General features: G+C 67.3%; 7 protein-coding genes, 1 tRNA gene and 3 rRNA genes. 8 read left to right on the top strand and 3 right to left on the bottom strand.

The genetic code is table 11. The annotated features are described in order from the left end of the window. Positions 1-20: 20 nt before the first annotated feature. A complete protein-coding gene (locus ACQPYX_RS07750; RefSeq protein ID WP_433802321.1) occupies positions 21-458 on the bottom strand; it encodes a nucleoside 2-deoxyribosyltransferase in 438 nt (145 codons plus the stop codon). A gap of 53 nt (positions 459-511) precedes the next feature. Here ACQPYX_RS07750 and ACQPYX_RS07755 point away from each other — a divergent pair, with 53 nt between their 5' ends. Beyond that, entirely contained in the window at positions 512-1,354 is an 843-nt protein-coding gene (locus tag ACQPYX_RS07755; RefSeq protein WP_433802322.1) for an NAD-dependent epimerase/dehydratase family protein, read from the top strand. On the opposite strand, the gene ACQPYX_RS07760 is transcribed toward ACQPYX_RS07755, so the two are convergent. Further along, positions 1,315-2,250 carry an alpha/beta hydrolase gene (locus ACQPYX_RS07760; protein WP_433802323.1) on the bottom strand — a complete coding sequence of 312 codons (936 nt, stop codon included), beginning with the start codon at positions 2,248-2,250 and terminating at the stop codon, positions 1,315-1,317. The genes ACQPYX_RS07755 and ACQPYX_RS07760 overlap by 40 nt on opposite strands. 70 nt (positions 2,251-2,320) lie before the next feature. Here ACQPYX_RS07760 and ACQPYX_RS07765 point away from each other — a divergent pair, with 70 nt between their 5' ends. Beyond that, positions 2,321-2,728, top strand: coding sequence for a MarR family winged helix-turn-helix transcriptional regulator (locus ACQPYX_RS07765; RefSeq protein WP_433802324.1), 408 nt, complete (start codon positions 2,321-2,323; stop codon positions 2,726-2,728). A gap of 109 nt (positions 2,729-2,837) precedes the next feature. On the opposite strand, the gene ACQPYX_RS07770 is transcribed toward ACQPYX_RS07765, so the two are convergent. After that, positions 2,838-2,914, bottom strand: a tRNA-Arg gene (locus ACQPYX_RS07770). Between the two features lie 72 nt (positions 2,915-2,986). Here ACQPYX_RS07770 and ACQPYX_RS07775 point away from each other — a divergent pair. From ACQPYX_RS07775 to ettA, 6 genes are all read left to right on the top strand, one after another. Continuing rightward, entirely contained in the window at positions 2,987-4,897 is a 1,911-nt protein-coding gene (locus ACQPYX_RS07775; RefSeq protein ID WP_433802325.1) for a cytochrome c oxidase assembly protein, read from the top strand. A 419-nt stretch (positions 4,898-5,316) separates the two neighbouring features. Beyond that, positions 5,317-6,845 (top strand): 16S ribosomal RNA (locus ACQPYX_RS07780). 524 nt (positions 6,846-7,369) lie between these two features. Continuing rightward, positions 7,370-10,458: ribosomal RNA gene (locus tag ACQPYX_RS07785) — 23S ribosomal RNA — on the top strand. 134 nt (positions 10,459-10,592) lie between these two features. Further along, positions 10,593-10,709, top strand: a 5S ribosomal RNA gene (rrf, locus tag ACQPYX_RS07790). The 16S, 23S and 5S rRNA genes sit together here, the layout of an rRNA operon. 475 nt (positions 10,710-11,184) lie before the next feature. Further along, on the top strand, positions 11,185-11,706 hold the full coding sequence (locus ACQPYX_RS07795) for a single-stranded DNA-binding protein (protein WP_433802326.1): 522 nt from the start codon (positions 11,185-11,187) through the stop codon (positions 11,704-11,706). Positions 11,707-11,757: 51 nt separating this feature from the next. Beyond that, a complete protein-coding gene (ettA, locus tag ACQPYX_RS07800) occupies positions 11,758-13,434 on the top strand; it encodes an energy-dependent translational throttle protein EttA (protein WP_230761137.1) in 1,677 nt (558 codons plus the stop codon). Positions 13,435-13,454 lie beyond the last annotated feature (20 nt).

The following is a 13,454-nucleotide window of genomic DNA, read 5'->3' on the forward strand; positions in this document are numbered from 1 at the left end:
CGATCTTCGTGATGCCCGTCTCACGGTGCGGCGAAACGAGCCAGGGCCGCGTCCAGCTCGGCCAGCGAGCCGACCTCGAGCCCGCCGCTGCGCCGGACCGCCGCCCCGATCATGAGGTTGTAGCGCAGCCCCTCCTCGCCGCCCTGGCGCAGGTCGTTGCGGTAGGCGATCACCGGCTTCCCGTGTGCCGCCGCCCACGCGACCTCGACCACCGTGCCGTTGTCCGGCGGCTCCTGGTCGAGGCAGGCCACGACGAGGTCGGCCCGCTCGGCGATCGACGCCAGGTGGACGTCCCCGAGCGCGAGCCAGCGGTCCCGGGGCTCCCCGCCGGTGGGCAGCTCGACCGTCCACGGGTCGATCACCTCGACGCGCCGCCGCACCGTCGGCAGCAGGTGCTCCTCGTAGAACGGTCGCGTGGACTCGGCGAACCCGTAGGGGCTGGCGACGTAGGCGATCATGCCCACCACGGTGGCAGGAGAGCCACGTCGTCGGGGGAGTCGAGGGAGCGGGCATGCGTGTCGTCGTCACCGGAGCGGGCGGCTTCGTCGGGAGGCACGTCGCCGAGGCGTTCCGGACGACGGCCCACCAGGTCTCCGCGCTCGACCGTGCGGCCCTCGACGTCACCGACCCGGCCGCCGTCGCGCGGGCCGTCAGCGGCGCGGACGTGGTCTGCCACCTCGCGGCCCGGGTGCGCGTCCGGGAGTCCCGCGCGGACCCGGCCGGCTACTGGCGCACGAACCTCGACGGCACCCGCGCGGTGCTCGCCGCCTGCGGGGACCGGACACGGGTCGTCCTCGCCTCGACGGCGTCGGTGCACGCCGCCACCGACGTCCCCATCGCCGAGGACGCCCCGCTCGACCCCGCGAGCCCGTACGCGGCGAGCAAGCTGGCCGCCGACCTCCTCGCGCGCGACCTCGCCGCCGCGGGAGGACCCGGCGTCGTGAGCCTCCGGGCCTTCAACGTGGCCGGGCCGGGCGACACCGACACCTCGCGGGTGATCCCGGCCCTGCTCTCCGGGCGCCCGTTCCGCATCAACGGCGACGGGTCGGCGGTCCGCGACTACCTCCACGTCGCCGATCTGGCCGACGCCGTCGTTGCCGCGGTGGACGCCGCCGAACCGGGCACGTGGCGGGCCTACGCCGTCGGATCCGGGCGCGGCACGTCGGTTGCCGGACTCGTGGACACCGTCGAGCGCGTGACCGGCCGCGTCGTCCCGGTCGAGCACGGACCCGCCGTCGCCGAACCCGCCCGGCTCGTCGCCGACCCGTCCCGCATCGGCCGCGAGCTCGGTTGGCGGCCCCGCCGCTCCGACCCTCAGCGCATCGTGACGGACGCCTGGAGGTACTCGGCGTAGAAGGCGGCGAGCCGGGCGACCGCGGCGTCGACGTACGCGGGCTCGTCGTACATCTCGTAGTGACCGGCACCCTCGACCACCATGAGGTCGACGGGGTTCGGCGCGAGCTCCCAGAGCCGCCTGCCGGACTCGTAGGACCCGGTGTTCCCGCGGCGGCCGGCGAGCACGACCTGCAGCGGCTGGGTCAGCAGCGGGTCGACGAGGTGGAACGGGTCGTAGCCGATGAGCAGTGCGTCCCCGCGCGCGAGCCGCAGGTTCGTGGAGTTCTCGTGCCGGCCGCGGGCGGTGCGGTAATAGGTGATCGCCTGGGTGGTGTCGAGGTCGGTGAGGCCGGCGGCGGCGGCGTCCTCGAGCGTGTCGGGCAGCCAGGCCACCCGCTCCGGCGCGCCCGCGCGGTTCTCGGCCGTGCGGGCGCGCGCCAGGGCGTCGAGCCCCGCGACCGGCCCGTCGGGCTGGAAGGCGCGGAAGGAGGCCCCCATGTCGCCCGGGACGACGGTGCCCACGGCGCGGATGCGGTGGTCGGTGCGGGCGGTGTGGACCGCGTAGCCGCCGCCCGCGCAGATGCCGAGCACGCCGATCCGCCCCGGGTCGATGCCGGGCAGGACCTCGAGCGCGTCGATCGCGAAGGAGATGTCCTCGCCGCGGCGGTAGGGGTCCTCGAGGTCGCGGGGCTCGCCGCCGCTGCGTCCCTGGTGGGCGGGGTCGAACACGAGCGCGGCGAAGCCGGCGGCCGCGAGCCGGGACGCGTAGTTCGCGCCGATCTGCTCCTTCACGCTGCTGCCGGGGGTGGACAGCACGACGGCGGGCAGAGGTCGGTCGTCGTCGCGGGAGTCGGGCAGGTGGAGGTCGGCCGCGAGCTCGATCGGCCCGCGCGGGATCGTGAGGGGCTGGATCATCGGGAGGTCGCCTCACCGTCGCAGTTCGTACAGTTTCGTACTAGTACGAAACGGTACCACTTGGAGGGTCATGTCCGACGCCGCGCAGCTGTGGACGCTGAACCACCGTCTGCTGACGACGGTGCTGGACGGCTGCGCCGACGAGCTGGCGGAGCTCGGGCTCGACACCAAGGAGTTCTTCGTGCTTGCCGAGGTCGAGGCCGTGCCCTACCCGGCCGAGCTCGCGGCCCGGCTCGTCGTCCCGAAGGCGAGCATGACGGTGTACGTGCGCAACCTCGTCGCCAAGGGCTTCGTGCGCCGGGGGATCGACGAGGCCGACCTGCGGCGGCACCGGCTGGAACTCACGCCCGAGGGCCGGACGACCCGCGACCGCGCGCTCGCCGCGCTGGCCAGGGAGTTCGACCGGCGCCTGGAGCGCATCGGCCCGCAGGACCGGCAGGAGCTGCGCCGCATCCTCACCGACCTCGTCGGTCCCTGAGGGTCCCTTCCCGACGACGATCGGACCGGTGCGTCGAGCCGCGGGGCCGGCCTCGGGTGCCCGGGCCCCGGCCTCGTCGTCGGGATCGGGCGGTCACCCGGGTGAACGGTGGCGCCCCCGGCAGGACTCGAACCTGCGACCTTGGCATTAGAAGGGCCTTGCTCTGTCCAGCTGAGCTACGGGGGCCGACCCGCGACCAGCGTAGTCGGGGTGTCCCGGATCGCAGCCCGCGCCCGAGGCGCCACCTACCCTGGACCCGTGGCCCGACCGAGCACACGCGACGCCGTGGTGCCCACCGACGGCGGTGACCGGCGTCCGTCCACCGCGTCGGCCGTGTTCTCGCAGGCCCTGCCCGGGGCGGCGGTGGCCGCCGTCGTCGCGCTCGCGCTCACCGCCCTGTCCGGTGCCGAGACCTACGCCCGGCTCGGCCTGCCCGACCCCGGCCCGGTCGTCACCTACGGCCTGCCCGTGGTGCGGGCCCTCACCGAGTCGGCCGCCGTCGTCACCGTCGGCGCCCTGCTGCTCGCGGCCTTCCTCGTCCCGCCCCGCGGGCTGGGGTGGCTCGCCGCGGACGGCTACCGCGCGGTCCGCGTCGCGTCCTGGTCCGCCGCCGTGTGGGCCGGCGGGGCCGTGGTCACGGGGGTCTTCGCGATCGCGGACGCCTTCGCCCGCCCGCTCTCGGTCGTCCTGACGACGGGCACGCTGACCGAGTCCCTCACCGGGCTCCCGGCGGCGCGCATCTGGTTCCTGACGGCGGGTGTGGCCGTCTGCTGCGCGGTGCTCGCCCGCCTCGCCCTGTCCTGGCACGCGGCGGTGGGCGCCTTCGTGCTCGCCGTTCTGGGAGTGCTCCCGGCGGCCTTCGGCGGCCACTCCGGGACCGGCTCGGCGCACGACGTGGCCATGAACAGCCTCGCGCTCCACGTCGTCGCCGCGGCGCTGTGGGTCGGGGGACTGCTCGCGGTCCTCGTCCACGCCACCGTGCGTGGCGTCCACCTGCCGACCGCCGCGGGCCGGTTCTCGACGACGGCCTTCTGGTGCTGGGTGGTCCTCGCGCTCTCCGGCACGGTCAACGCCCTGCTCCGGGTGAATCCGGCCGACCTGCTCGTCACCACCTACGGGCTGCTGCTGCTCGCGAAGGTCGCGGGTCTGGTCGTGCTCGGCGTCTTCGGGGCGGCCCACCGCACCCGGACCCTGCCCGACGTCGAGGCCGGGTCGCGGTCCGCGCTCGTCCGGCTGGGCGGAGTCGAGGTCCTGATCATGTTCGCGACGATCGGTGTCGCGGTCGCGCTGGGGCGGACACCGCCACCGGAGATGACGACGCCCCTGCCGAGCCGGGTGGAGGCACTGCTCGGTTACTCGCTGGACCGGCCGCTCGACCTGACCGGCCTGGTGACGAGCGCCCGACCGGACCTCCTGCTCGGGACCGCCGCGGTCGTCGCGGCGATCATGTACCTGGCGGGGGTGCGCCGACTCCGCGCCCGGGGGGTCGTCTGGTCCGCGCGACGGACGACGTCGTGGCTCGTGGGGTGCGCGACCCTGCTCGTCGCCACCTCGAGCGGGATCGGGGCGTACGCCCCCGCCCAGTTCAGCGTCCACATGTTCCAGCAGGTGCTGGTGCTGGTGGTGGTCGCCCCGGCGTGGGTGCTCGGCCGTCCCGGGGTCCTGATCGCCGCGGTGCGAGGTCGTGGACCCGAGGAGGTGCCCGGCCCGGCGGAGTGGCTCCCCGCGTTGCGGCGGTCGCGTGCGGGGCGGTGGGTGACGACGCCCGTGGTCGCGACCCTCGTGTTCGTCGGCACCGGATGGCTGCTCGACGTCGGCGGCCTGTTCGACACGTTGGTCCCCGAGCACGTGGGGCACCTGACAATGACGGTCTGGGCCCTGGTCACGGGGTGCCTGTTCACGCGGGTCGTCGCGGACGCGACGGTCCGCGTGCCGGTCCGCACGGGGATGGTCGCCGTGGCGGCCGTCGGGCAGGCCGCGTTGGCGGTGACCGTGGCCACGTCATCGCGGATCGTGGGCGCCGACCACTGGCGCCAGCTCGGGCTGCCCTTCGTGGACCGGGCGGCCGACCAGGCGCTGGGCGGGATCGTGCTCGCCGTCGCGGTCGTTCCTCTGCTCTGCCTCCTCGCCGTGGCCCGAACCCGCTCCGACGTGCAGGTTTCGCGATAACCGACCCCCGGTGAACGGGCCCTGTCGGCAGGGCGTAGTGTTCTCATCGCTCCCGGGGAACGGACGCTGAAGCGGCCGGCCGGGAGAGCGGATCACTGATGAGGAGCTCTCCTCCGGGTCCGGTACAGTCGAAGACAAGGCTTTCCGCCGGCTCCGCGCCGGGGTCCGGATCGCCTCACCGGTCGCTCTCCTTCGGGTGGGCCGCGCCGGGGGACACCCCCGGAAACGCCCCCGAAACGCTTCCGGTACAGTGGGAATCACCGCGAAGGAATCCGCCGCGAAATCGGCTGGACGAAGCGCGTGTGGTCGTCCTTTGAGAACTCAACAGTGTGCTGACGTTTTGTGTTCTGGCCCCAATTTTTTGGGGTTTCTTTGAGTAGCTAGTTTTGTCAGAGGTCTTGATTGGTCTCTAACGTTTTTTGTTGGAGAGTTTGATCCTGGCTCAGGACGAACGCTGGCGGCGTGCTTAACACATGCAAGTCGAGCGGTAAGGCCCTTCGGGGTACACGAGCGGCGAACGGGTGAGTAACACGTGGGTGACCTGCCCTCCACTCTGGGATAAGCCTGGGAAACTGGGTCTAATACCGGATATGACCTCAGGATGCATGTCTTGTGGTGGAAAGTTTTGTCGGTGGGGGATGGGCCCGCGGTCTATCAGCTTGTTGGTGGGGTGATGGCCTACCAAGGCGACGACGGATAGCCGGCCTGAGAGGGTGATCGGCCACACTGGGACTGAGACACGGCCCAGACTCCTACGGGAGGCAGCAGTGGGGAATCTTGCGCAATGGGCGGAAGCCTGACGCAGCAACGCCGCGTGGGGGATGACGGCCTTCGGGTTGTAAACCTCTTTCGCGATCGACGAAGGCCCACTTTCTGTGGGTTGACGGTAGGTCGAGAAGAAGCACCGGCCAACTACGTGCCAGCAGCCGCGGTAATACGTAGGGTGCGAGCGTTGTCCGGAATTATTGGGCGTAAAGAGCTCGTAGGCGGTGTGTCGCGTCGGCCGTGAAAACCTGGGGCTTAACTCTGGGCGTGCGGTCGATACGGGCATCACTTGAGTTCGGCAGGGGAGACTGGAATTCCTGGTGTAGCGGTGAAATGCGCAGATATCAGGAGGAACACCGGTGGCGAAGGCGGGTCTCTGGGCCGATACTGACGCTGAGGAGCGAAAGCATGGGTAGCGAACAGGATTAGATACCCTGGTAGTCCATGCCGTAAACGTTGGGCGCTAGGTGTGGGGTCCATTCCACGGGTTCCGTGCCGCAGCTAACGCATTAAGCGCCCCGCCTGGGGAGTACGGCCGCAAGGCTAAAACTCAAAGGAATTGACGGGGGCCCGCACAAGCGGCGGAGCATGTGGATTAATTCGATGCAACGCGAAGAACCTTACCTGGGTTTGACATGCACCAGACAGGCGTAGAGATACGTCCTCCCTTGTGGTTGGTGTGCAGGTGGTGCATGGCTGTCGTCAGCTCGTGTCGTGAGATGTTGGGTTAAGTCCCGCAACGAGCGCAACCCTTGTCCCATGTTGCCAGCGGGTTATGCCGGGGACTCATGGGAGACTGCCGGGGTCAACTCGGAGGAAGGTGGGGATGACGTCAAGTCATCATGCCCCTTATGTCCAGGGCTTCACACATGCTACAATGGCCGGTACAGAGGGCTGCGAAGCCGTGAGGTGGAGCGAATCTCGTAAAGCCGGTCTCAGTTCGGATCGGGGTCTGCAACTCGACCCCGTGAAGTCGGAGTCGCTAGTAATCGCAGATCAGCAACGCTGCGGTGAATACGTTCCCGGGCCTTGTACACACCGCCCGTCACGTCACGAAAGTCGGTAACACCCGAAGCCCGTGGCCCAACCCTTGTGGGGGGAGCGGTCGAAGGTGGGACTGGCGATTGGGACGAAGTCGTAACAAGGTAGCCGTACCGGAAGGTGCGGCTGGATCACCTCCTTTCTAAGGAGCATTTGCCTCGGACGTCGGGTTCTGGTCGGTGACGGTCACTCATTCTCGGGTGGCGGCTGAACCGGGGTTCCGGCGGAGGGCCATCGCATCCCCGCTCCAGGGGGTGGGTGGTTGCTTACTGGACTGATGTGGAACAGAACATGAGTGTCGCAGTGTCCTGGGTTTCGGTCCGGGAGGTTGTGGCGGCGTCGGCACACTGTTGGGTCCTGAGAGGACGGCCGGCCCTCACACCAGTTGGGTGTGGGGGTTGGTGTTTTCTCTGGACAGTCATCGCCGGCTCCCTGCGGTTGCGGGGTGGTGTGGTGGTGGTCTGTGGGTTGGTTTGTCAAGTGGACAGTGGACGCGAGCATCTTTTTTTCCTGGTCGCCGCGGCATGATTGTTCCGGGCTTTGGTCCTGGGGTGGTTGTGTTGTGGTTGATCTTAGTTTGCTTGATGACTGTGTTGTGACCGTGTTGGTTTGCTGATGACGGTCATGCCTGACGTTCTCGTCGGGTGTGGTTGTTGTTGGTGTGTTGGTCAAGTTGTCAAGGGCGCACGGTGGATGCCTGGGCATCAGGAGCCGATGAAGGACGTGGGAGGCCGCGATAGTCCTCGGGGAGTTGTCAACCGAGCTGTGATCCGAGGGTGTCCGAATGGGGTAACCCGGCAGCCGTCATGGGCTGTCACCCCCGCCTGAATGTATAGGGCGGGTGGAGGGAACGCGGGGAAGTGAAACATCTCAGTACCCGCAGGAAGAGAAAACAAAAGTGATTCCGTGAGTAGTGGCGAGCGAAAGCGGAAGAGGCTAAACCCCGCTTGTGTGATAGCTGGCAGGTGTTGCTGGTGGGGTGTTGTGGGGCGTCATGTCCGGGGGCTGCTGACCCTGGGCGTGGTGGTGGATGGTTAGTCGAAGGCGTTGGGACGCGTCGGCGTAGAGGGTGAGACCCCCGTAGACGAAAACTGTTCATCATCGCGTGGTGGCGTGCCCGAGTAGCAGCGAGCCCGTGGAATTCGCTGTGAATCTGCCGGGACCACCCGGTAAGCCTAAATACTTCCTGATGACCGATAGCGGACAAGTACCGTGAGGGAAAGGTGAAAAGTACCCCGGGAGGGGAGTGAAATAGTACCTGAAACCGTGTGCCTACAAGCCGTCAGAGCCTGGATTCGTCCGGTGATGGCGTGCCTTTTGAAGAATGAGCCTGCGAGTTAGCGGTACGTGGCGAGGTTAACCCGTGTGGGGAAGCCGTAGCGAAAGCGAGTCCGAACAGGGCGTTGTAGTCGCGTGCTCTAGACCCGAAGCGGGGTGATCTACCCATGGCCAGGGTGAAGCGCCGGTAAGACGGTGTGGAGGCCCGAACCCACCAGGGTTGAAAACCTGGGGGATGAGCTGTGGGTAGGGGTGAAAGGCCAATCAAACTCCGTGATAGCTGGTTCTCCCCGAAATGCATTTAGGTGCAGCGTCGCGTGTTACTCACCGGAGGTAGAGCACTGGTTGGCCTAGGGGGCCTACAAGCTTACTGAAGTCAGCCAAACTCCGAATGCCGGTGAGCTCGAGCGCGGCAGTGAGACTGCGGGGGATAAGCTTCGTAGTCGAGAGGGAAACAGCCCAGATCGCCGGCTAAGGCCCCTAAGCGTGCGCTAAGTGGGAAAGGATGTGGGATCGCCCAGACAACCAGGAGGTTGGCTTAGAAGCAGCCACCCTTGAAAGAGTGCGTAATAGCTCACTGGTCAAGTGGTCCTGCGCCGACAATGTAGCGGGGCTCAAGCGCACCGCCGAAGCCGCGGCAGCGCCACGGACACCTAACGGTGGTGGTGCTGGGTAGGGGAGCGTCATGCGGGTGGTGAAGCGGCGGAGTGATCCAGCTGTGGAACCCGTGTGAGTGAGAATGCAGGCATGAGTAGCGACAGCAGAGTGAGAAACTCTGCCGCCGGATGACCAAGGGTTCCTGGGCCAGGTTTTTCCGCCCAGGGTGAGCCGGGACCTAAGGCGAGGCCGACAGGCGTAGTCGATGGACAACGGGTTGATATTCCCGTGCTCGTGTAGGCGCGTCCATGGCGAGCCCAGGTGTGCTAACCGCCCGAACCCTAAGACTCCTTCGGGAGTCGAACGGGGGAGCGCGGGATCCTGCCTGGTAGTAGCCAAGCGATGGGGTGACGCAGGAGGGCAGCTCCGCCAGTGAGTGGTTGTACTGGTGCAAGCGTGTAGGCCGGTGTATAGGCAAATCCGTACACCATGAGGGTTGAGACGTGACGCATAGCCGTTGAGGCGAAGCAGAGTGATCCCATGCTGCCGAGAAAAGCCTCTAGCGAGTTCCTACGCGACCCGTACCCCAAACCAACACAGGTGGTCAGGTAGAGAATACCGAGGCGTTCGAGCGAACTGTGGTCAAGGAATTCGGCAAAATCCCCCCGTAACTTCGGGAGAAGGGGGACCCTGGTGCCTGAAGCCTCTTGCGGGCTAGGGCGGTGGGGTCGCAGAGACCAGGGGGAAGCGACTGTTTACTAAAAACACAGGTCCGTGCGAAGTCGCAAGACGATGTATACGGACTGACTCCTGCCCGGTGCTGGAACGTTAAGGGGACCGGTTAGGCCTCACGGCCGAAGCTGAGAACTTAAGCGCCAGTAAACGGCGGTGGTAACTATAACCATCCTAAGGTAGCGAAATTCCTTGTCGGGTAAGTTCCGACCTGCACGAATGGAGTAACGACTTCCCCGCTGTCTCGACCACAGACTCGGCGAAATTGCACTACGAGTAAAGATGCTCGTTACGCGCGGCAGGACGGAAAGACCCCGGGACCTTCACTACAGCTTGGTATTGGTGCTCGGTTCGGCTTGTGTAGGATAGGTGGGAGACTGTGAAGCGGCCACGCCAGTGGCGGTGGAGTCGCCGTTGAAATACCACTCTGGTCGAATTGGGCATCTAACTTCGGGCCATGATCTGGTCCAGGGACAGTGCCTGGTGGGTAGTTTAACTGGGGCGGTTGCCTCCCAAAGGGTAACGGAGGCGCCCAAAGGTTCCCTCAGCCTGGTCGGCAACCAGGTGTTGAGTGCAAGTGCACAAGGGAGCTTGACTGTGAGACCGACGGGTCGAGCAGGGACGAAAGTCGGGACTAGTGATCCGGCACCTCCTGGTGGAAGGGGTGTCGCTCAACGGATAAAAGGTACCCCGGGGATAACAGGCTGATCTTGCCCAAGAGTCCATATCGACGGCATGGTTTGGCACCTCGATGTCGGCTCGTCGCATCCTGGGGCTGGAGTAGGTCCCAAGGGTTGGGCTGTTCGCCCATTAAAGCGGTACGCGAGCTGGGTTTAGAACGTCGTGAGACAGTTCGGTCCCTATCCGCCGCGCGCGCAGGAGACTTGAGGAAGGCTGTCCCTAGTACGAGAGGACCGGGACGGACGAACCTCTGGTGTGCCAGTTGTCCCGCCAGGGGCACGGCTGGTTGGCTACGTTCGGAAGGGATAACCGCTGAAGGCATCTAAGCGGGAAGCCCGTTCCAAGATGAGGTCTCCCACCCCTAAGAGGGTTAAGGCCCCCACCAGACCAGTGGGTTGATAGGCCAGACATGGAAGTACCGCAAGGTATGCAGTGGACTGGTACTAATAGGCCGAGGACTTGCCCGACACACCACCAACACCCACACCCGGGTGACCAGCCGGTGACACCGCACGGGCACACACACCACAAGCAGAACTGCTGCTCGCGTCCACACCACTTCACACCCCAACCCCCCACACTCGTGGGGGTGGTTCGGTGTTCCGGTGGCCACAGCGGAGGGGAAACGCCCGGTCCCATCCCGAACCCGGAAGCTAAGCCCTCCAGCGCCGATGGTACTGCGACCGCCAGGTCGTGGGAGAGTAGGACACCGCCGGAACACCCAACCACCCCCACACACCCAAGCCCCACCCCGCCCGGGGGGCTTTCGTGTTTCCAGGACAGTTCTGCGTTCGGCATCGGTCGTCCGGCGCTGTCGTCCGCGAGTGACGGACCATGCGTCTCCGATCGACCTCGGACCTGCTCGATGCACCACTCGCGCCAGGACGGCCGCCGGTTGTGCCGCCACGCGAATCGCGAGCGGCGCACCACGCACGAATCAGCGGCGCAAGACCTGGCTCACGCACCACTCGCGTTGTGCCGCCGGTCGTCGAGCCACGGCGCACTGCGACCGGACCCGGCGGTCGGACGTCGCCGTCGACTGCTCCGCACGGCCCACGGTTCTGTCCCCACCGGCAGGGCGGCACCCACCTGTCCACAGGCGCGAGCTCGACATTTCCGTCGTCGATCTCCCGACGGGCACGCTCGTTCCCACGAGCCGGCCACACCGCCGGCCGACCGAGGGGACGACAACGATGAACGAGACCTGGGTGACGGTGACCGGGAACGTGGCCACCGATGTGACGTGGCGGCGGACCGCCACCGGCAGCGTCGCGAACTTCTTCCTGATGAGCAACGAGCGCCGGTTCGACGGACAGACCCGGGCGTGGCGCGACGGCGACCGGCTGGGCATCCGCGTCACGTGCTGGCGGGGGCTGGCCGAGAACGTGCGGATGTCGGTGACCAAGGGGGACCCGGTGGTGGTCCACGGCCGGCTCTACACCAGCGAGTACGAGCAGGAGGGTGCCCGCCGTACGTCGACCCAGATCGACGCGAAGAGCGTCGGCCTCGACCTGCGGAAGGTGTGCACCCGGGTGGTCGTGATCCAGGACAGCGGACCGGACGAGGGGCGTGGCCCCCTCGACGTCTCCGACCTCGTGGTGGTCCCGGACGAGCTGACGGCACCGGGGTACGACGGCCTCGTCGCCCCATCAACGGACGGTCTACCGGCAGCCGAGGACGACGAGTTCCCGGAGCGTGAGGCCCTCGCGAGCTGACCGACCACCGGGCCCGGGGAGCGGTGTACCTCGCCAACTACCATCGGGTGCGTGGCTGAGTTCATCTACACCATGAAGAAGGTTCGCAAGGCCCACGGCGACAAGGTGGTTCTCGACGACGTCACGCTCAGCTTCCTCCCGGGAGCGAAGATCGGCGTGGTCGGTCCGAACGGCGCGGGCAAGTCGAGCGTTCTCAAGATCATGGCGGGACTCGACCAGCCGAACAACGGCGACGCGTTCGCCGCTCCCGAGGCCACGGTCGGGATCCTGCAGCAGGAGCCCCCGCTCAACGAGGAGAAGACGGTCCTCGGCAACGTCCAGGAGGGCGCCGGGGACGTCGCGGTCAAGCTCGCGCGCTACAACGAGATCGCCGAGCTGATGGCCACCGACTACTCCGACGAGCTCATGGAGGAGATGGGCGCGCTCCAGGAGGACCTCGACAACGCCGACGCGTGGGACCTCGAGTCCCAGCTCCGCCAGGCGATGGACGCGCTGCGCTGCCCGCCCGGCGACTCCCCGGTGACGCACCTGTCCGGTGGCGAGCGGCGGCGGGTCGCGCTCTGCAAGCTCCTCCTGAGCAAGCCCGACCTGCTCCTGCTCGACGAGCCGACCAACCACCTCGACGCCGAGAGCGTGCAGTGGCTCGAGGGCCACCTCGCGTCCTACGCGGGTGCCGTCCTCGCCGTCACGCACGACCGGTACTTCCTCGACAACGTCGCCCAGTGGATCCTCGAGCTCGACCGCGGTCGGGCCTACCCCTACGAGGGCAACTACTCGACCTACCTGGAGAAGAAGGCGGAGCGCGTCGCCGTCCAGGGCCGCAAGGACGCGAAGCTGCGCAAGCGGCTCGCCGACGAGCTCGCATGGGTCCGCTCCGGGGCGAAGGCCCGCCAGGCGAAGAGCCGGTCCCGGCTCGCCCGGTACGAGGAGATGGCGGCCGAGGCCGAGAAGACCCGGAAGCTCGACTTCGAGGAGATCCAGATTCCGCCGGGGCCGCGCCTCGGCAACGTCGTGGTCGAGGTGTCCCACCTCGACAAGGGTTTCGACGGGCGGGTGCTGATCAAGGACCTCTCGTTCTCCCTGCCGCCGAACGGCATCATCGGGGTCATCGGACCGAACGGTGTCGGCAAGACGACGCTGTTCAAGACGATCGTCGGGCTCGAGCAGCCCGACAGCGGGACCGTGAAGGTCGGCGAGACGGTCAAGCTGTCCTACGTCGACCAGAACCGTCAGGGGCTGTCCGGCACCGAGAACGTGTGGCAGGTCGTCTCCGACGGCCTCGACTACATCCAGGTCGGGAACGTCGAGATGCCGTCCCGTGCCTACGTCTCGGCCTTCGGTTTCAAGGGACCGGACCAGCAGAAGCCGGTCAACGTGCTCTCCGGCGGGGAGCGCAACCGACTGAACCTGGCGCTCACCCTCAAGCAGGGCGGCAACCTGTTGCTCCTCGACGAGCCGACGAACGACCTCGACGTCGAGACGTTGTCCTCGCTCGAGAACGCCCTCGAGAACTTCCCGGGCTGCGCCGTGGTCGTGTCCCACGACCGCTGGTTCCTCGACCGCGTGTGCACGCACATCCTCGCGTGGGAGGGGACCGACGACGACCCGGCGTCGTGGTTCTGGTTCGAGGGCAACTTCGCCGACTACGAGCAGAACAAGATCGCCCGTCTCGGCCAGGAGGCCGCGCGTCCGCACCGGGTGACGCACCGCAAGCTCACCCGGGACTGAGTCCCGCGGGGTCGCGGGAG

Source organism: Actinomycetospora sp. CA-084318, from assembly GCF_050955885.1.
GTDB lineage: Bacteria > Actinomycetota > Actinomycetes > Mycobacteriales > Pseudonocardiaceae > Actinomycetospora.